Raw genomic sequence first — 18,634 nt, 5'->3', positions numbered from 1 at the left:
ATTATTGCTCTTCCAGATCACCGCAGAAACGGTAACCTTCACCGTGGATAGTTGCGATGATTTCCGGAGTATCAGCCACTGATTCGAAGTGCTTACGGATACGACGGATAGTCACGTCAACAGTACGGTCGTGCGGCTTAAGCTCACGGCCTGTCATTTTCTTCAGCAGTTCGGCACGAGTCTGGATCTTGCCTGGGTTTTCACAGAAGTGAAGCAGAGCGCGGAACTCAGAACGAGGCAGTTTGAACTGTTCGCCAGACGGGCTTACCAGTGAACGGCTGTTGATTTCCAGTGACCAGCCGTTGAACTCGTAACGTTCTACCAGACGCTTGTCTTCAGTAGGCAGGCCTTGGTTCATGGCACGGTTTAGCAGGTTACGGGCACGGATAGTCAGTTCACGTGGGTTGAACGGCTTAGTGATGTAGTCATCAGCACCGATTTCCAGACCCAGGATCTTGTCTACTTCATTGTCACGGCCAGTCAGGAACATCAGCGCCATGTCGCCCTGCTCACGCAGTTCGCGAGCCAGCAGAAGGCCGTTTTTACCTGGCAGGTTAATATCCATGATCACAAGGTGAACTGGGTGTTCTGAAAGCATCTGGTGCATTTCCGCACCGTCATTTGCTTCAAATACTGTGTAACCCTCTGCTTCAAAGATGCTTTTCAGGGTGTTACGTGTTACGTGCTCGTCTTCTACAATCAGAATGTGAGGGGTTTGCATTGGCAGTACCTAAATTTCTAAAAACGGAATCTGGTCAAAAACAGAATAGTTAAATTCTATAAAAAAAATTCACATACAGGCAAAGTCCCGGATAAAGGACTATTTGTTTATTCAAAAACTGACCTGTTTGGTACGCCATCCTTTTTCAGCAAGATGATGTGTCATAGCAACTGCTGAAAGAACTCTAAAATTTAGAGTCATTGGCTACAATTTCCGTGGGATGGCGATGATTGTATGCACTTAACAGCACGCTAACAATATTACGGCTTTGTTTCGTGACTGCTTTTTAGAGCTTTCTTGATTTACATCAAACAGGGGTAAGTCTATTACGAATCTTCACTTTGTTTAACATTAGCTACAAATTAATCCGTCACCCGGAAGGTAAATCTCTAAATGTGTGAAAACATCTCGCTTTGGTGTAGCTATCAGAAGATTTTATTCAAAATGCCGCAACAGCCTGTTTACGCTTGCTTTGCAATTCTAACAGCATTTAATCCCGGAAGCATTGTTATTAATAACTCAAATAACATTTTGCGAAATGAATTATTGAGATCTCAGTTGGAAAATTTGACAAAAGGGGCTCAAAGCGTGATTTGTCAGGCTCCAGACGGAAGTTGGCAGGAACCGAGCTTCATTGCGCCGATTTCCTTAGTTCAGGCGAAACAGTTAGCCCGGCAGTGGCAGCAGAATGCGATCTACTGGGTAGAGTCGGGAGATCTCTTTTTGGTTCCTGTGTTAATGGAAGATGTCATGACAATGAAATTGGGGCAAATCAAAGACTTTTTCTACACTGAGTAGAGACCCGCTACTTGCCGATCAGACAAAGGAGCCTGCGATGTTAGATCTACTACCCGACCTGTGCGATCACTATGGAGAGGATGTCAGATGGTTGCCACTGCCGACACATGACTACGGCGGCAGGACGATTTTTTACGGTGAGGTTGTTACCTTGCGCTGTTTCGAAGATAACAGCTTGGTCCGGGATATTGTTTCTGAAGACGGAACCGGAAAGGTATTGGTGATTGATGGTCATGGTTCCTGTCGGTTGGCATTGCTCGGTGATCAACTGGCGATGCTAGCTCATAACAATAACTGGGAAGGTATTGTGATTAATGGTGCGGCGCGGGACATTGGCACTTTGGGCACGATCGATATCGGTGTGAAAGCCCTTGCTGCATGCCCGTTTAAAACAGAGAAGCGGCAGACAGGAGATCGCAATGTCACGTTGACGGTCGCCCATACCCTGGTTTATCCGGGGGATATGCTGTATGCCGACAGAAACGGCATCCTGTTAAGTAAGAAAGCGCTGGATTTGTCTGTGGTCGGTGATGACTAGCTACGGCTGGGAAAACAAAATCACAGAAAGCAAAAAAGCAACGAATATAAGAATGTACCCTATATTCGTTGCTCTGTTTTTGATTTTATCATGACGGTTCTGTTACTTTTTCAGTCAGGTTCAGAATCGGAAGCCGATACCTAACTGGTATATTTGCTCAAGCGCTTCATAATCAACGGTCGCATGCAGGTTAACCCTGTCATTGACTTCATATTGACTGGATACTTCAACTCCCAGCACGGTTTCCCGCTCAATAGTTTCTGAAGTTACAGCACTTTTCAGACTGATTTTCGGTGAAAGGTTGTATTTAACTCCGGAGAGTAATCCGCGGCTAGTTGCCTTGGATTCATTACCACTTTTTATCCGGGTACTCAGGTACAGTTCAGTATTATCTGTCACTGCGTAGGCATAGCCGCTGTCAATCTGCCAGACATCGAACTGTTCGGCACTCTTTGATTCGGACGATAAGAACCAGCCAGATGAGCCGGAATTGCTCCCGCTCAGTTCAAACAGTCCATTTTCTGCTGCCTTTGTTGGTAACACCACTACCAGCAGGGCAATTGTGATCAGTATTTTTTTCACTGCGCACCTTCCCTGTCGCTTTGTTATGTTTATACGTTTTTTATTATGGGCTGATCAAAATCAGCATTATCAATATTAGGACACAATTCTGGTTATTGATACGTTAGATCTTACTAATGAGAGGCTGAGCATAAAACTGCGTGCATTGCGCTAAGTTATGCATTTACTCTGTTGCTGCTGTCTTATGTTTATTGGGCGTTTTTGGAAATCGGCTACTTTCGTAGCCGATGTTTGCTCTGGTAGGGGTAGACATCTTCGTATTGGCGGTTAGCAATATTTTGTTGCAGCTGCTGCCAGTAGCTGGCCTCAAATAAATCGCTGTGAAGCTCATTAAATAAGGATCTGACGGTTGGGTTGATCAGTAGGAAGGTACGGAACTCTTCCGGGAAAACATCGTTTGGCCCGACGCTATACCAAGGCTCAGCGGCCATTTCGTCTTCCGGGTATCGCGGAGGCGGGATCCGGCGGAAGTTCATTTCCGTCATGTAGCTGATTTCGTCGTAGTCATAGAAAACGACCCGTTTGTGCCGGGTCACACCGAAGTTTTTAAACAGCATATCGCCGGGGAAAATATTGGCAGCGGCCAGCTGTTTTATCGCTTTGCCATACTCATCAACGGCATGGCGGAGATCGTCATCATTGGCTTGCTCGATGTAGATATTGAACGGGATCATTCGTCGCTCAGTGTAGAGGTGTTCGATGATCACTTCATTGGCGGTTACTTTGATTTTTGATGGGGCGACCTCAAGTAGCTCCTGTAATAGCTCATCACTGAAACGGCAGCGCTCAATTGAGAAGTTCTGGTACTCCTGGGTATCAGCCATTCGTCCGACCCGGTCATGCTCTTTAACCAGTTTGTACTTCTCCCGTACAGTGGCATGGCTGATGTCTTTCTGTGGCGCGAATTTATCTTTTATTACTTTAAAAACAAAATCATAGGATGGAAGGGTGAATACAGACATCACCATACCCTTGATTCCGGGAGCCGAGATAAATTTATCGTCGGAGCTTTCCATATGGCGGAGGAACTCCCGGAACAGCTCTGTTTTGCCATGCTTCTGGCAACCTATGGCCGTATAGAGCTCGGCATTGGTCTTGTTTGGCATTAGCTCGCTGAGGAAGCGGACCAGCGCAGCCGGTGCCGGGGCATAGACCATGAAATACGAGCGGGCAAAACCAAACACCACACTGATGTCATCAACATCGCACAGGCAGGCATCGATATAGAGTTGTTTGTTGCTGTTGTTCAGCACCGGTAGTACCAGCGGGGCGCTGCGGTTGTCCTTTAGGCTGATACGACCAACCAGGTATGCGGCTTTGTTGCGGAAGAAAGGCTCCCTGATCATTTCTATCGTCGGAGTTGAACTCTGGGCTGTTCCCAGCTCTTTGTTCAGGCGGTGAACTAACAGGTCGATATCCCGTTTTTTATCTTCCCAGCTGAGGGTAAACGGGGTGTCGTCGAGCATTCTTTCCAGCAGACTGTTGAGTCCGGAGCCTGTGTTGTAGATCCGTGTCAGTGACGTGGGGTAAGTCGGGATCCGACCTTCCTGAGAGCTGTGAACAAATAGCTTATCGCGATTAATATTGCGATGACTGAATATTCGGCAATACACTGAATTGAAAAAACTTTCAGCAATTTCATATCTTGGGTAATCAAGTAGAAGATCGATGTAAGCGGACTTCACCGCCATCAAAAACTGGTGATTGGCAAAGCGCTCACCCAGCATAATCTGGATTTGGCTGGTGACCAGCCCGACATGGTGATCGTAGAAGTTGATGCGTTTTTTGAGTGCCTGGTGGACGGCGGTCCAGTTTTGGGTTTCAAAGCGTTCCTGGGCTCCGGCTGTTACATCCAGAAACCGTCCGTACATGGCATCGAAGCCTTGCAAGATAGTATGGGCTACTAGCTGTTCCATTGCTGCTGTCATTCGGGATCCCTCCGAACACTAAGAATAGTCACTTTTTTCAGTTCAATGTCTCAGAAAAGCGAATGGTTGATTATTCACCAGCTCATTACTATGCACGGCGATGAGTTATAGTGCAATCAATTGCTTTTTTTTATGCTAATTTGGTATGAGTTGAGTGCTGAAAATATCTGCATTTCGCCAGTAACTTGTACCAGACGGGTAAAAAACTTTGTTGACTCATCCAATTGAATCAGGTAAACGTAAATTAATACAGATTATTGGCGACATTTTAGAAACCTATGTTTAACGCGATCAGCATTATTACCACCACCATTACAATTACCGGCACTACAGGTGCTGGGGTGGGCTGATACGCATAAGTTTCAGAGAAAAAGCCCGCACTCAGCAAGTGCGGGCTTTTTTTTAACCATTTTTTGAAGAATCGGGCTGACACCAACGCAGGATATGCAGCTAGGCTGTTAGTCAACAGATAAAGGAAGCCGGGAGTAGTGGATGCGAGTATTAAAGTTTGGTGGTTCATCATTGGCCGATGCAGAGCGATTTTCGCGGGCAGCGGAGATCATTGCCAATAACGCCCAGCAGGGTGATGTGTCAGTGGTGCTGTCAGCACCGGGTAAAGTGACAAATAAACTGGTTTCTGTGATTGAAAGTACAGTTAATACCGGTGATGCGGAATTGCAGATTGCTGACTTGGAATCTGTATTCAATGAGCTGTTCAGCGGACTTGAAGCCTTAGAGCCTAAGCTGGATAGGGCGCTGCTGGATGCCAAACTACTGAGCTCGCTGGGTCAGCTTCGCCAGTATGTTCATGGTATGAAGCTGCTGGGGCTATGCCCGGACAATGTGTATGCCAAGGTGATCAGCAAGGGTGAACGCATGTCGATTGTGGCGATGAAAGCCCTGCTGGAAGCTAAAGGACAGCCAGCCAGTCTGATTGACCCGGTTGCGTATCTGCAGGCCAATGGCGATTATCTTGAAGCGCATGTCGATATCGAAGTTTCCACTCAGAATTTCAAACAGAATCCACTGCCGGAAGGCCACGTCAACATCATGCCGGGCTTTACTGCCGGTAATGAAAAAGGCGAGCTGGTGACGCTGGGCCGAAATGGTTCGGATTATTCAGCGGCAGTATTGGCGGCTTGTCTGCGTGCTGAGTGCTGCGAAATCTGGACTGATGTTGATGGTGTTTACAGCTGTGACCCGCGCCTGGTGCCGGATGCCCGCCTGCTTAAATCCCTGAGCTATCAGGAAGCGATGGAGCTTTCTTATTTCGGCGCTTCTGTTCTGCATCCGAAAACTATCGCCCCAATTGCCCAGTTCCACATTCCTTGCCTGATCAAAAATAGCTTTCATCCTCAGGGAGACGGTACCCTGATCGGACTCGATACCGGTGAAGATAAGCTGGCGGTGAAAGGGATCACGACCCTTAAAGATCTGACGATGGTTAACGTCAGCGGCCCGGGCATGAAAGGTATGGTCGGGATGGCTTCGCGTGTCTTCGGGGCTATGTCCGCGGCGGGCGTTTCCATCGTATTGATCACTCAGTCATCGTCCGAATACAGCATCAGCTTCTGTATCGAGAGTGAAGACAAGGCGGTGGCGCAGCAGGCTCTGCAGAGTAATTTTGAGCTGGAATTGAAAGAAGGCCTGCTGGAGCCTGTTGAATTTATGGGTGATTTGTCCATTGTGACTCTGGTCGGTGATGGCATGCGTACATCCCGCGGTGTTGCTGCCCGCTTCTTTACTTCACTGGCGGAAATTGATGCCAATGTGGTGGCGATTGCCCAGGGCTCGTCTGAGCGGGCAATTTCGGCGGTAATCCCGGTTGAGAAAGTTTCTGAAGCAGTAAAAGCCTGTCATGAGAACCTGTTTAACAGTAAGCACTCACTGGATGTATTCGTTATTGGTGTCGGTGGTGTTGGCGGCGAGCTGGTGGATCAGATCCGTCGTCAGCAGGAGAAGCTGTTCGACAGCGGCATCATGATCCGTGTCTGCGGCCTGGCCAACAGCAAAGGGATGCTGATGAACAGCAACGGCCTGCCGCTAAGCAACTGGCGAGACCTGATGGGACAGGCCAACGAACCGCTTAGCCTGGCTCGCATGATCCAGTTGGTGAAGCGTAACCACATTATCAACCCGGTGATTGTTGACTGTACTTCAGACCAGGGGATTGCCGATCAGTATGCAGATTTCCTGGCTGCCGGTTTCCATGTGATCACACCGAACAAGAAAGCCAATACCGCGAGCATGGCGTATTACCATCAGTTGCGTCAGGCTGCCCGTTCGACTCGCCGTAAATTTATGTACGAAACCACTGTTGGTGCCGGCCTGCCAGTTATCGAAAACCTGCAGAACCTGATGGCAGCCGGTGATGAGTTGGAGCGCTTCTCTGGTATTTTGTCCGGTTCATTGTCTTATATCTTTGGCAAGCTGGATGAAGGCATGAGCTTCAGCGAGGCGACAACAGTTGCAAGGAACAATGGCTTTACTGAGCCGGATCCGCGTGATGATCTTTCAGGCACTGATGTGGCGCGTAAAGTTCTGATCCTGGCCCGAGAAGCCGGAATGCCACTGGAGCTGGATGATGTGGTTGTCGAGCAGGCGCTGCCGCCAGGCTTTGACAGTGAAGGCTCGGTTGATGAGTTCATGGCACGCTTGCCGGAAGCTGACGCGTACTTCAGTCAGCTTGGCGAAGAGGCGGCCAAAGAAGGAAAAGTGTTACGTTATGTTGCCGAGATCAACAACGGCCAGTGTGCAGTGAAGATTGCCGCGGTAGGCCAGGATGATCCTATGTTCAAAATCAAGGACGGTGAAAATGCTCTGGCATTCTACAGCCGTTATTACCAACCAATCCCTCTGGTGCTGCGTGGTTACGGTGCCGGTACAGAGGTGACTGCCGCAGGTGTGTTTGCGGATTTGATGCGCACATTAGGCTGGAAGCTAGGAGTATAAAAATGAGTGTTGTGGTTTATGCGCCGGCATCAATTGGCAATGTCAGTGTCGGGTTTGACGTGCTGGGGGCCGCCGTGTCTCCGATTGACGGCACGTTGCTGGGGGACCGGGTAAAGGTTGAGGCCGGTGAACAGCCGTTTTCACTGGCTTGCGTTGGGCACTTTGTCGACAAACTGCCTCAGGAAGCAGAAGAGAATATCGTTTTTCGTTGCTGGCAGGTTTTTGGCCGAGAGCTGGACAAAAAAGAGCACCAACTCAAACCGGTGGCTATGACGCTTGAAAAGAACATGCCGATTGGCTCGGGGCTGGGTTCCAGTGCCTGCTCGATTGTTGCAGCACTGGATGCGCTGAACCGTTTCCATGATATGCCGCTGGATGAAACTGAGCTGCTGGCCCTAATGGGGGAAATGGAAGCAGAGATTTCCGGCAGCCTGCATTATGACAATGTGGCGCCTTGTTACCTTGGTGGCTTGCAGTTTATGGTGGAAGAGCTGGGTATCATCAGTCAGTCAGTGCCATGTTTTGATGATTGGTATTGGGTGATGGCTTATCCGGGCATTAAGGTTCCGACTGCTGAGGCGCGTGCCATCCTGCCGTGTCAGTACCGTCGCCAGGATGTGATTGCCCATGGCCGCTATCTGGGTGGTTTTATCCATGCCTGCTACTCACAGCAACCGGAGCTGGCAGCTAAAATGATCAAAGATGTGGTGGCGGAGCCTTACCGGGAAAGGCTGTTGCCGGGCTTTCCTGAGGCGCGCCAGTACGCGCTGGAAGCCGGAGCTCTGGCGAGCGGGATTTCCGGCTCGGGCCCGACAATGTTCAGTGTCTGCAACGATATTGACGTGGCTAAGCGTATTGCACGCTGGCTGGAAGAACATTATGTTCAGAATGAAAATGGATTTGTTCATGTCTGCCGTTTAGATGGACAGGGATCAAAAGTAACAGGAAGCGAGCTATAACAATGAAGTTGTATAACTTAAAAGAACATCAGGAACAGGTTTCGTTTGGTCAGGCTGTACGTCAGGGGCTGGGCCGGAATCAGGGTTTATTTTTCCCGTCAGAGCTCCCTGAGCTGGGCGATGTAGATGCCCTGCTGGAGATGGATTTTGTCAGCCGCAGCAGCAAGATCCTGTCAGCGTTTATCGGTGAAGAGCTTGCGGCTGATACGGTTGAACAGATGGTAAAAAATGCCTTTCAGTTCCCGGCGCCTGTTGCCAGGGTAAAAGACGGTGTTTACGCCCTTGAACTGTTCCACGGTCCAACATTGGCATTTAAAGATTTCGGTGGTCGCTTCATGGCTCAGTCGCTGGCGGCGGTCAGTGACAGCGATGGCAAGATCACGATTCTGACTGCCACTTCCGGTGACACCGGTGCTGCGGTTGCCCATGCTTTCCACGGTATGGATAACATCAAGGTGGTGATCCTTTATCCGAAAGGTAAGATCAGCCCACTGCAGGAAAAACTGTTCTGTACCCTGGGCGGCAATATCTGCACTGTAGCGGTTAACGGTACGTTTGATGACTGCCAGGCTTTGGTAAAGCAGGCGTTTGATGATGAGAAGCTGCGTAAAGACATTGGCCTGAACTCGGCAAACTCAATCAATATCAGCCGCCTGATGGCCCAGATCTGCTACTACTTTGAAGCCGTTGCCCAGCTGCCGAAAGCTGAGCGCGATAACTTAGTGGTGGCGGTACCGAGTGGTAACTTCGGTAACCTGACGGCCGGTCTGCTGGCAAAAGCGCTGGGTCTCCCGGTAAAACGCTTCATTGCAGCAACCAATGTCAACGATACTGTGCCGCGCTACCTGCAAAGCGGCCAGTGGGAGCCGAAACCGACAATCCCGACAATTTCCAATGCGATGGATGTGAGCCAACCAAATAACTGGCCGCGTATCGAAGAGTTGTGTCAGCTTAAAGGCTGGGGGCTAAGCGAGCTGGGTTACGGTGCCGTGACCGATGAGCAAGCGGCAGAGACCCTGCGTGAGATGGATGTCGAAGGATATCTGTGTGAGCCGCACGGCGCAGTTGCTTACCGAATTCTGACTGAACAATTGCAGGAAGGTGAAACCGGTATGTTCCTGTGTACTGCTCACCCGGCCAAGTTCAAGGAAGTGGTCGATGATATCCTGGAAAAAGATATCGATCTTCCGGGACCGCTGGCGAAACACAACGCGATGGAGTTGCTGTCATTGGAACGCGATAATGATTTCGGGCAACTGAAAGAAGTGCTTTACAGCGTACAGGACTAGCCTCCGCTTCAGCTTTTAATAGTTTGAATTCAGGATATAAAAGGAAACGGTAGCCGACTGGCTACCGTTTTTTATGTCTGATGAAAAGATTCGCTAGTTTTCTTGTTGAGGCTCAGCAGCAGGTTCTGCGTTTTGCCTTGCAAACTTGTTTACCCATAGGGAAATAGCACCGTCACCGGTAATGTTACAAGCCGTACCGAAGCTGTCTTGTGCCAGGTACAGGGCTATCATTAGCGCCAGTTCGGACTCACCGAAACCAAGCATGGTCGACATTAAACCCAGTGCTGCCATCACAGCACCACCCGGTGCACCTGGTGCAGCAATCATTGTCACACCCAACATCATGATAAACGGCAGCATCTCCATCAGTGACGGAATCGCAATATGCTGGCTCAATGCCATGACCGCTGTTGAGCAGGTAACCAGTGTGATGGTTGAACCAGACAGGTGGATGGTTGCACATAGTGGAATGGTGAAGTTGGCAATAGATTCATCAACACCGTTTTCTTTAGTTTGCTTCAGGGTAACCGGAATAGTTGCCGCTGATGACATAGTACCAACCGCTGTAAAGTAAGCTGGCAGCATGTTTTTGATCAGTTTAACCGGTGGCTGGCCGGTTGCCAGGCCGGTGATTGTGTATTGAATGGTGATCCAGGCCCAGTGCATGAAAATGGCCAGTGCCAGTACTACACCAAAGGTTTTCAGGGTTGAGAATACGGTGCCTTCAGCAGACATTTCGGCAAACACACCGGCAATGTAGAAAGGCAGGAACGGAATGATGACTTTTGACAGCAACAGATCAATGACACTACGTCCCTCGTTAACGACTTTCTTAAGTTGTGTGCTGTTGGTAATGCTGATGCCCAAACCGAACAGGAAGGCAGTTGCCAGTGCCGTCATCACCCCGAACAGTGGTGGAATTTCCAGTTTGATGAAGCTGGTAAGTTTTTCGGCAGTATCGGCGCTGGCTGCTGCTGGCTCTGGCAAACCGGCAATCACGAAGCTGGCGACGAGAAATGCCAGGCTACCGGCAACAATGGTTGAGCCGTATGAAAGAGCGACGGTTTTACCCAGCAATGAGCCGGAGTTTTTCGGCAGGCTGGCAATACCGCTGGTGATATAGAACAGGATAATCAGAGGGATAGTAAAGCCAATCAGCTGACCACCCAGTAGTTTCACAGTAAGCAGCAATCGAATGATTGCATCAGGGGCAAAAAATCCGAGGAGGATACCGGCTAAGATGCCGGCGACGAGCTTTAGGATCAGTTTCATTGAGCGGACTCCTGAGGCGAGTTGTTTTAATTATTCCTAAAAAGTATCACTCGCTATGTTTGTTACATTTTTTGGCGAGCAATGCTAACAAAATACTCTATTTTTAAAATTTATGCCCAAATTTTAATTAAAAGTGAGATATATCTATCAGTATGCTTTTTGAGCAACTTTTGTTTGTTATATGAGCGTCAGGTAAGAGGGATCGGGGGGAAATTGGAAGAGAATGTGCGCTTTATTGGCAGGGGAAACAATAACGGCAGCCAGAGATTGGCTGCCGTTATGTTAAGGATTATTTAGCTAATGATGATTAGCTTTCCGGCTGAAGCTCACCAGCCGGTGCGTCATTTTTCTTGGCAAATTTGTTTACCAGCAGAGAAATCGCACCGTCACCTGTGATGTTACAGGCTGTACCGAAGCTGTCTTGTGCCATATACAGAGCAATCATCAGTGCCAGCTCGGCCTCGCCAAAGCCCAGCATTGATGCCATCAGGCCAAGAGCCGCCATTACACCGCCGCCTGGTGCGCCCGGTGCTGCAATCATAGTTACACCCAGCATCATGATAAACGGCAGCATGTCAAACAGTGACGGGATTGCTGCATGCTGAGTCAGGGCGATAACTGCGGTTGAGCAGGTTACCAGTGTGATTGTTGAGCCTGACAGGTGAATGGTTGCACACAGCGGGATCGTGAAGTTGGCAATGGACTCATCAACACCGCTGTTTTTGGTCTGGCGTAGTGTTACCGGAATGGTTGCTGCCGATGACATGGTACCTACCGCTGTGAAATAAGCTGGCAGCATGTTTTTGATCAGCATAAATGGTGACTTACCGGTTGCCAGGCCAGTCAGGGTGTATTGGATCACGATCCATACCCAGTGCATAGTCACAGCTAGCGCCATTACGATGCCGAAGGTTTTCAGGGTCGTGAATACGGTGCCTTCCGCTGCCATTTCGGCAAAGATGCCGGCAATGTAGAACGGTAGCATCGGGATGATCACTTTTGATAGCAGTAGGTCGATAACACCGCGGCCTTCATCAGCCACTGCTTTTAGGTGCTTGCTGTTAGTGACACTGATCCCCAGGCCGAACAGGAAAGCTGTTGCCAGGGCTGTCATCACACCAAATAGCGGTGGGATCTCCAGGGCGATAAAGCTGGTCAGTTTGTCTGCCGTTTCGGTCGCTGTCGCTGCTGGTTCTGGCAAACCGGCAATTACAAAGCTGGCAACAAGGAATGCCAGGCTGCCGGCGATAATCGTTGAGCCGTATGACAGGGCAACAGTTTTACCCAGCAGAGAGCCAGAGTCTTTCGACAGGCTTGCGATACCGCTGGTGATATAGAACAGGATAATCAATGGGATGGTAAAGCCAATCAGCTGGCCACCCAGTTGTTTCACAGTCAGAAGCAGTCGAATGATCGCATCAGGGGCAAAAAATCCGATGAGGATACCGGCCATAATACCGGCAATAAGTTTTAGGATTAACTTCATTGAGTTTGTTTCCTGAAAGATGTGTGTTTGTAATGGCTCCGTCAATTGTTATTACCTGCTCTGTCCTTAAAGGAGAGAGGAAATTCTGCTTGTCTGTATTTTTAATTAATGCCCGGCTCCTCTCTAAACGGAGGTGATTACCAGGCCCTTTTAAGCAGAGATTGGTTACAATCTGAACAATATAGGAGAATGGTGTTTTGTAACCCGTAGTTACAAAAAAAACGGCATCAGAGATGCCGTTTTCAGGTGTTATTTTACTATATATCAATAAGCGATTACAGGCTGTTTGTAAAAGTACGTGCAATTACGTCGCGCTGCTGCTCAGTAGTCAGAGAGTTGAAACGTACAGCGTAGCCAGATACACGGATTGTCAGCTGTGGGTACTTCTCAGGGTGCTTAGCAGCATCTTCCAGAGTTTCACGCTTCAGTACGTTAACGTTCAGGTGCTGACCACCTTCGATTTTAGCCGGTGCTTCGATAGCAACTTCACGGCTTTCGTATTCACCCAGCTCAGCTGCAGGGATAACCTGATCAGCTTCGTAACCAGCTGAAGCTGCAACACAACGAGCTTCGTTTGTTACGCTGTCCAGTAGCCAGATAGAATTCAGTAGGTCGTTGTTCGCAGTTTTAGTAATTTGAATACCAGAGATCATGACTTAACTCCTCCAAAGGATGTCGTTATTTTTTCAATTTTGTATTGAGCTGGCTGTATTATATACCTGCTCGATGCAAAATTGGTATTGATTTAGATCAAATTACAACAAAAAACCTTAAATTGGCTAGGGCTGTTTTTTTGAGCTAGGTCAACTAAGTCTTAGATTTACTGGGTTGATGTGTATTTTTTATTTATTCAAAAAAAGTTGAATTGATCAAATGTAGTAAAATTACATCAATTTTGAGGGTGTAACACGGTGATTTACCGTGATAACGTGCCCTTTATCTAATCATTTTGTAATCGCTGACGTTTAAAAATAACGCCCGGAAAGAAGGTATAAAAATGAAGTTAATTGGAGCCCATGTCTCAGCGGCTGGTGGGGTGCACAACGCCCCGGTAAATGCCGCCGGGATTGGGGCAAATGCATTTGCTCTGTTTACCAAAAACCAGCGCCAGTGGGTGGCAAAGCCACTGGAAGAGGATGTGATTAAGGCATTTAAGGCGCGCTGTCAGCAATATGGTTTTTCACCGGAGGCGATCCTGCCTCATGATTCCTACCTGATAAATCTTGGCGCTCCGGAAACTGAAAAACTGGAGAAGTCACGCAATGCCTTTATTGATGAGATGCATCGTTGTCACCAGTTGGGACTGACACTGCTGAACTTCCATCCGGGCAGTCACCTGAAGAAGATTTCCGAGCGGGAATGCCTGGCTCTGATCGCCGAATCAATTAACCTGGCTCATCAGGCTGTACCGGATGTGGTTGCTGTAATCGAAAATACAGCCGGACAGGGCAGTAACCTCGGTTGGCGTTTTGAACACCTGGCTGAAATTATTGAGCAGGTTGAGGATAAGGTCCGGGTCGGAGTCTGTATTGATACCTGTCATACCTTTGCTGCTGGTTATGATCTGCGGGGAGAAGCCGCCACTGATGTCACGTTTGCTGAATTCGATCAGGTTGTCGGCATGAACTACCTGCGAGGTATGCACCTGAATGATTCCAAAGGCGCGCTGGGAAGTCGGATTGACCGCCACCATAGTCTGGGAGCCGGAGAGATTGGCTGGGATTGCTTCCGTTATCTGATGCAGGACTGCCGCTTCGATAACATACCTTTGGTATTAGAAACCATTAATCCGGATATCTGGCAGCAGGAAATCGAGCAGCTGCGTTCGTTTGTAGTTTGATTCTGGTGCAACTGAGCACTCTTTCAGGGCATTGTCATACTGTACTGCTTTGAAATGAGTGCTTTTTTGTTTCTGCTTTAACCTAATTCATTGATTTAATTGGGTTCATCTCATACTGGTTTTTCTGGCATCAAATTTTCATTGTTCATTATGTCCTTCTTTTTAAATCTGCTTATTTCAAGGAGCACATTATGAACCCGGATATGATGATGCTGTGTTATGGATTTGCCTTTAATATTCGTTTTCCACAGGCCAACCGCCCGGTTCAGGGACGGGGGCACTGGCGCACACCAGTTCCGCGCCACCGTTCTTCAGAACACCACTAATCTGCAACTGATTCTTTTATCCTTCTATATAGGTAGTGGCTTGATATAAATAGAGGCTTGCTTCTGAACTGCCGTTTGTCATTCCTTATTCCGTTAAAGAGGATATATCCAAACATCCAGAGGTTATTTGGGTATAGAATAAGCGGCTAATTTAAGTATCAGGAGCAAGCCATGAGCGAAGCGATGACCTGGCAGCAGCTTATCAGCCAGGAACAAAAGCAACCTTATTACCAACACATTGAACAGTTTGTTGCAGCAGAACGAGCTGCCGGAAAAGCTATTTTCCCGCCAGAGGAAGACGTGTTCAGTGCTTTTGCTACAACGCCTCTTGATAAAGTTAAAGTTGTTATCCTGGGCCAGGATCCTTACCACGGCCCAAGCCAGGCTCATGGTCTGAGTTTTTCTGTTCGTCCCGGAGTGAAGATTCCGCCTTCACTGGCCAATATGTATAAAGAGCTGGCAAATGATATCCCGGGCTTTGAGGCCCCTGATCACGGTTACCTGCAGCACTGGGCAGAGCAGGGTGTATTGCTGCTTAATACGGTACTGACAGTCGAGCAGGGCAAGGCCCACTCACACGCTAAAATCGGCTGGGAAACCTTCACGGATCGGGTAATTGAAGTATTGGATCAGCACTGCGAAGGCGTGATTTTCTTGTTGTGGGGAGCTCATGCCCAGAAAAAAGGTAAGAAGATCAATGGAGAAAAACATCACATACTGAAGTCGGCTCACCCGTCTCCACTGTCGGCCTACCGTGGGTTCTTTGGTTGCAAACATTTTTCTCAGGTGAATACTCTGCTTGAGCAGATGAATAAACCGGTAATTGACTGGAAGTTAGAGAATCATATCTAATCAGCCAGAATGTGGTGATTTTGTAACTTTTTGATCAATAAACAAACAGGATCAAGGCGAGTTCTTTCGAGTCGGTTTAAACTCAAAATATGTTTTAAGGAAGAATATTTTGGGAGCGAGCTATGATGTTGGAAAGTATTCATACTGAACATGGCTATATCAACCGGCTGCTCAATGTATTGCAACAGAAGCTGGATGCGATTAGACATGGACGGCCTGTTAATTACAGTCTGATTAAAGACATCATCGACTATTTACAGAAACAGGCTGAGTGCTGCCACCACCCCAAGGAAGATTTGCTGTATCGCTATTATCAGTCGCATTATGCGAATAGTCGTGAAATGCAAAACCTCGAGGCGGAACATGAGGAGTTGTCTGAGCTGACTCGTGAGTTTGCTGAAACGGTAGATATGATTTTGATGGACGCAGTGATTCCGCTGGATGTTTTTGCTGAGAAGCTGAATGTGTTTGTCAATCGGCAAAGAGCTCACCTTGAGTTTGAGGAAAAGCATATCCTGCCTTTGCTCAGAAACACCTTTACTGCCGAAGACTGGTTAGCTGTATCGGCTGAGTATGAGCAGTGTGAGTACGATCCGCTGTTTGGCGATAAAGTTGCAGAGCGTTACCGTAATCTAGCTGAACGCTTGAAGGTACAGGCGTCGAAATAAATAAAGCCGGCATCATAGCCGGCTTTTTCATTGATAGGTGGATATCTGGTTTAATTATCAGAAATCGATGTCGTCGTCATAGTCTCGGAACATATCAATTTCTTCAAGTTCCTTACGAAGTCTCTGCTTGTCCTTAAGCGCCTCAATTTCACGCCACTTACGTTTTACCGGTTTACTGCGTTTAGCCCGGCGGGGCGTCTCATCGGCAAGAATGTCATCGAATGCATAGCTGTCCATAAAGCACCTCTTCCTTACGCTTCGGTCCTAGTTAAATATCATATTGGCAAAAAAAATAAAATTGATGTGTTTCGCATTTGTTATCTTTTTATGAATATTTGAGGGGCTAGATCTCACAATTGCTTACAGTTTGTACAAAAAGCAACCGTTATCGTTGAGGGATTATCGGGAGTAGAGGGCTGAATCATAAAGTGAAACTGCAAAAATCGTTGTGATCGGGTAAATCGCTATGAAGGGCTGGGAGTTAGCGGCGGTTTATTGACACGAGATCACATTAATCCGGTTAAGGTGCTGATTAATTATTGCTCGCAAATGTGTTGAGGAATTTAAATGAAATTGTTAACTGTTTACATTTGTGAGTGTTTTTTAGCCACTGGGAGATGTGGTTAATCAACAACTATATGCACTTTGTGCGTATTGATTTTTCTCACATAACTTTGCATGATCATATGCCATCTGCAGTTACACAACACATACCAACTGCATTCAGGTACGGCAAAATTGCTCGCAGAGAGGGGTTTGTACCTGTCTAATACCACATAAAAAAGAACGACAAAGGTTGTTTATAAACAACTCTATTTACTACTTTGGTTATATTCGGTGCCAATAAAAAGGTGCTGGGTAGGGCCGCGTTTTGATGATTTTACAGGGGGAGACGTGTCAAGTCAGATTAATTTTTTGAACGATCTGTTGTGGGGCTCCGTGCTTATTTACCTGCTAATTGGGGTAGGCATTTTCTTTACTATTCGTCTGGGAATGATCCAGTTCAGACATTTCGGCCACATGTTCAGCGTAATGAAGAACAGCCGTAAGGCAGACAAAGCCGGTATCTCTTCATTCCAGGCTCTGTGTACTAGCCTTGCTGCACGTGTCGGTACCGGTAACATGGCCGGTGTTGCTGTTGCCCTGACGCTGGGTGGCCCGGGTGCTATTTTCTGGATGTGGCTGATTGCGATGCTGGGCATGGCGACAGCTTTTGCTGAAAGTGCACTGGCACAGCTATATAAAACCCGTGATGACGACGGTAACTATCGTGGCGGTCCTGCATATTACATGGAGAAAGGCCTGGGAATGCGCTGGATGGGCGTTGTATTCTCAGTCTGTCTGATCATCGCATTCGGCCTGGTCTTTAACTCGGTACAGGCGAACTCCATCACTCAGGCAATGAATGTAGCCTTCGGCTGGAACCCGACTTACGTTGGTATTGCCCTGGTTGTGATGGCGGGTGTGATTATTTTTGGTGGTCTGCGTGCAATTGCTCGTACTGCAGAGATCCTGGTTCCGGCGATGGCGCTGTGTTACCTGTTGCTGGCGCTGTTTATCATGTTTACCAACATTGAGAAGCTGCCTGATGTACTGATGATGATTTTCCGCAGTGCGTTTGGCCTTGAGGAAGCAGCATCCGGTGCGCTGGGTTACACCATTGCGCAGGGCATGATTAACGGTCTGAAACGCGGTCTGTTCTCTAATGAGGCTGGTATGGGTTCGGCACCGAATGCAGCTGCATCAGCTACACCTTATCCGCCGCACCCGGCTTCACAGGGCTATGTGCAGATGCTGGGTGTGTTCATGGACACCATTGTTATCTGTTCGGCAACGGTAGCGATTATCCTGATGTCCGGTGAATACGTACCACACGGTGAGGTTACCGGTATTGAGCTGACACAGCGCGCCCTGAGCTCACAGGTTGGTGGCTGGGGGTCAGTGTTTATCGCTGTGGCTATCTTCTTCTTTGCCTTTACTTCTTTGGTTGCGAACTACTCGTATGCAGAGACGAACCTGATTTTCCTTGAGCATAACCACAAAGCAGGCCTAGCGGTTTTCCGTGTCGTGGTACTGGCGATGGTAATGTTCGGTGCTGTTGCTGATTTGCCGACTGTCTGGGCTATGGCAGACGTGTCGATGGGGATGATGGCTATCATTAACCTGATAGCCATAGTGTTGCTGTCGGGCACGGTTGTGAAACTGGCGAAGGACTACAACAAGCAGTTGGGTCAGGGTAAAGTGCCTACCTTTGACAGTAACGATTACCCAGAGCTGCATGCCCAGCTTGAAGAAGGCATCTGGGATCGCTCAAACAACAAATAGGTTTTATTCCGATAGGTAATACCTATCAGAGAAATCACTAAAGCCACGCGACTATCGCGTGGCTTTTTTTTACATCGGTGTCCCGTCCTGAGATAAGT

At 48.1% G+C, this 18,634-nt stretch carries 17 protein-coding genes and 1 other annotated feature; of the genes, 10 read left to right on the top strand and 7 right to left on the bottom strand.

Annotated features, from left to right (window positions below; all coding sequences use genetic code 11):
* Nucleotide 1: 1 nt before the first annotated feature.
* Entirely contained in the window at nucleotides 2–721 is a 720-nt protein-coding gene (arcA, locus tag C942_RS22200) for a two-component system response regulator ArcA (protein ID WP_007470609.1), read from the bottom strand.
* A gap of 393 nt (nucleotides 722–1,114) precedes the next feature.
* Here arcA and C942_RS22195 point away from each other — a divergent pair, with 393 nt between their 5' ends.
* Nucleotides 1,115–1,519, top strand: coding sequence for a DUF3293 domain-containing protein (locus C942_RS22195; RefSeq protein WP_007470606.1), 405 nt, complete (start codon nucleotides 1,115–1,117; stop codon nucleotides 1,517–1,519).
* A gap of 37 nt (nucleotides 1,520–1,556) precedes the next feature.
* On the top strand, nucleotides 1,557–2,057 hold the full coding sequence (locus C942_RS22190; RefSeq protein WP_007470604.1) for a putative 4-hydroxy-4-methyl-2-oxoglutarate aldolase: 501 nt from the start codon (nucleotides 1,557–1,559) through the stop codon (nucleotides 2,055–2,057).
* A gap of 120 nt (nucleotides 2,058–2,177) precedes the next feature.
* On the opposite strand, the gene C942_RS22185 is transcribed toward C942_RS22190, so the two are convergent.
* Entirely contained in the window at nucleotides 2,178–2,639 is a 462-nt protein-coding gene (locus tag C942_RS22185; protein ID WP_007470597.1) for a hypothetical protein, read from the bottom strand.
* Nucleotides 2,640–2,851: 212 nt separating this feature from the next.
* Entirely contained in the window at nucleotides 2,852–4,567 is a 1,716-nt protein-coding gene (aceK, locus tag C942_RS22180; RefSeq protein WP_007470596.1) for a bifunctional isocitrate dehydrogenase kinase/phosphatase, read from the bottom strand.
* A 288-nt stretch (nucleotides 4,568–4,855) separates the two neighbouring features.
* Nucleotides 4,856–4,972: a sequence feature (Thr leader region), on the top strand.
* 87 nt (nucleotides 4,973–5,059) lie between these two features.
* Between aceK and thrA the strand changes: the two genes are divergently transcribed.
* The 3 genes from thrA to thrC are packed head-to-tail and all read left to right on the top strand — an operon-like array spanning nucleotide 5,060 to nucleotide 9,767.
* Nucleotides 5,060–7,519, top strand: coding sequence for a bifunctional aspartate kinase/homoserine dehydrogenase I (gene thrA / locus C942_RS22175; protein WP_007470595.1), 2,460 nt, complete (start codon nucleotides 5,060–5,062; stop codon nucleotides 7,517–7,519).
* A 2-nt stretch (nucleotides 7,520–7,521) separates the two neighbouring features.
* Nucleotides 7,522–8,478: a homoserine kinase gene (gene thrB / locus C942_RS22170; RefSeq protein WP_007470593.1), complete on the top strand. Its 957-nt coding sequence runs from the start codon at nucleotides 7,522–7,524 to the stop codon at nucleotides 8,476–8,478.
* A gap of 2 nt (nucleotides 8,479–8,480) precedes the next feature.
* Nucleotides 8,481–9,767, top strand: coding sequence for a threonine synthase (gene thrC, locus C942_RS22165; RefSeq protein ID WP_007470591.1), 1,287 nt, complete (start codon nucleotides 8,481–8,483; stop codon nucleotides 9,765–9,767).
* 93 nt (nucleotides 9,768–9,860) lie between these two features.
* On the opposite strand, the gene C942_RS22160 is transcribed toward thrC, so the two are convergent.
* The 3 genes from C942_RS22160 to grcA all read right to left on the bottom strand — a co-directional run bounded on the left by C942_RS22160 (nucleotide 9,861) and on the right by grcA (nucleotide 13,178).
* Nucleotides 9,861–11,039 (bottom strand): dicarboxylate/amino acid:cation symporter, encoded by a 1,179-nt coding sequence (locus C942_RS22160; RefSeq protein WP_007470589.1) that lies wholly within the window; start codon nucleotides 11,037–11,039, stop codon nucleotides 9,861–9,863.
* A 307-nt stretch (nucleotides 11,040–11,346) separates the two neighbouring features.
* The gene (locus C942_RS22155) at nucleotides 11,347–12,525 is read right to left on the bottom strand and encodes a dicarboxylate/amino acid:cation symporter (RefSeq protein ID WP_007470586.1); all 1,179 of its coding nucleotides are present in this window, start codon (nucleotides 12,523–12,525) and stop codon (nucleotides 11,347–11,349) included.
* A 275-nt stretch (nucleotides 12,526–12,800) separates the two neighbouring features.
* Entirely contained in the window at nucleotides 12,801–13,178 is a 378-nt protein-coding gene (gene grcA / locus C942_RS22150) for an autonomous glycyl radical cofactor GrcA (RefSeq protein ID WP_007470584.1), read from the bottom strand.
* A gap of 344 nt (nucleotides 13,179–13,522) precedes the next feature.
* On the opposite strand from grcA, the gene nfo reads away from it, so the two are divergent.
* From nfo to C942_RS22135, 4 genes are all read left to right on the top strand, one after another.
* Nucleotides 13,523–14,365 (top strand): deoxyribonuclease IV, encoded by an 843-nt coding sequence (nfo, locus tag C942_RS22145; RefSeq protein WP_007470582.1) that lies wholly within the window; start codon nucleotides 13,523–13,525, stop codon nucleotides 14,363–14,365.
* Nucleotides 14,366–14,556: 191 nt separating this feature from the next.
* The gene (locus tag C942_RS25665) at nucleotides 14,557–14,691 is read left to right on the top strand and encodes a hypothetical protein (RefSeq protein WP_007470580.1); all 135 of its coding nucleotides are present in this window, start codon (nucleotides 14,557–14,559) and stop codon (nucleotides 14,689–14,691) included.
* A 171-nt stretch (nucleotides 14,692–14,862) separates the two neighbouring features.
* The gene (gene ung, locus C942_RS22140) at nucleotides 14,863–15,543 is read left to right on the top strand and encodes a uracil-DNA glycosylase (RefSeq protein WP_007470578.1); all 681 of its coding nucleotides are present in this window, start codon (nucleotides 14,863–14,865) and stop codon (nucleotides 15,541–15,543) included.
* 122 nt (nucleotides 15,544–15,665) lie between these two features.
* The gene (locus C942_RS22135; RefSeq protein WP_007470576.1) at nucleotides 15,666–16,211 is read left to right on the top strand and encodes a hemerythrin domain-containing protein; all 546 of its coding nucleotides are present in this window, start codon (nucleotides 15,666–15,668) and stop codon (nucleotides 16,209–16,211) included.
* A 57-nt stretch (nucleotides 16,212–16,268) separates the two neighbouring features.
* Here C942_RS22135 and C942_RS22130 read toward each other — a convergent pair whose 3' ends face one another.
* Entirely contained in the window at nucleotides 16,269–16,448 is a 180-nt protein-coding gene (locus C942_RS22130; RefSeq protein WP_007470574.1) for a DUF3545 family protein, read from the bottom strand.
* 657 nt (nucleotides 16,449–17,105) lie between these two features.
* Between C942_RS22130 and C942_RS22125 the strand changes: the two genes are divergently transcribed.
* Nucleotides 17,106–18,536 carry an alanine/glycine:cation symporter family protein gene (locus C942_RS22125; protein WP_036801519.1) on the top strand — a complete coding sequence of 477 codons (1,431 nt, stop codon included), beginning with the start codon at nucleotides 17,106–17,108 and terminating at the stop codon, nucleotides 18,534–18,536.
* The last annotated feature ends 98 nt before the right edge of the window (nucleotides 18,537–18,634 follow it).

Source organism: Photobacterium marinum (genome assembly GCF_000331515.1).
In the GTDB taxonomy this organism is placed as follows: Bacteria; Pseudomonadota; Gammaproteobacteria; order Enterobacterales; family Vibrionaceae; genus Photobacterium; species Photobacterium marinum.
The sequence above is the reverse complement of the archived record's forward strand: the minus strand, read 5'-3'. Positions and strand labels throughout refer to the sequence as shown.

Coding starts and splice junctions, on each gene's coding strand:
- arcA (WP_007470609.1), bottom strand. CDS start 721: ATGCAAACCCCTCACATTCTGATTGTAGAAGACGAGCACGTAACACGT.
- C942_RS22195 (WP_007470606.1), top strand. CDS start 1,115: ATGTGTGAAAACATCTCGCTTTGGTGTAGCTATCAGAAGATTTTATTC.
- C942_RS22190 (WP_007470604.1), top strand. CDS start 1,557: ATGTTAGATCTACTACCCGACCTGTGCGATCACTATGGAGAGGATGTC.
- aceK (WP_007470596.1), bottom strand. CDS start 4,567: ATGACAGCAGCAATGGAACAGCTAGTAGCCCATACTATCTTGCAAGGC.
- thrA (WP_007470595.1), top strand. CDS start 5,060: ATGCGAGTATTAAAGTTTGGTGGTTCATCATTGGCCGATGCAGAGCGA.
- thrB (WP_007470593.1), top strand. CDS start 7,522: ATGAGTGTTGTGGTTTATGCGCCGGCATCAATTGGCAATGTCAGTGTC.
- thrC (WP_007470591.1), top strand. CDS start 8,481: ATGAAGTTGTATAACTTAAAAGAACATCAGGAACAGGTTTCGTTTGGT.
- C942_RS22160 (WP_007470589.1), bottom strand. CDS start 11,039: ATGAAACTGATCCTAAAGCTCGTCGCCGGCATCTTAGCCGGTATCCTC.
- C942_RS22155 (WP_007470586.1), bottom strand. CDS start 12,525: ATGAAGTTAATCCTAAAACTTATTGCCGGTATTATGGCCGGTATCCTC.
- grcA (WP_007470584.1), bottom strand. CDS start 13,178: ATGATCTCTGGTATTCAAATTACTAAAACTGCGAACAACGACCTACTG.
- nfo (WP_007470582.1), top strand. CDS start 13,523: ATGAAGTTAATTGGAGCCCATGTCTCAGCGGCTGGTGGGGTGCACAAC.
- C942_RS25665 (WP_007470580.1), top strand. CDS start 14,557: ATGAACCCGGATATGATGATGCTGTGTTATGGATTTGCCTTTAATATT.
- ung (WP_007470578.1), top strand. CDS start 14,863: ATGAGCGAAGCGATGACCTGGCAGCAGCTTATCAGCCAGGAACAAAAG.
- C942_RS22135 (WP_007470576.1), top strand. CDS start 15,666: ATGATGTTGGAAAGTATTCATACTGAACATGGCTATATCAACCGGCTG.
- C942_RS22130 (WP_007470574.1), bottom strand. CDS start 16,448: ATGGACAGCTATGCATTCGATGACATTCTTGCCGATGAGACGCCCCGC.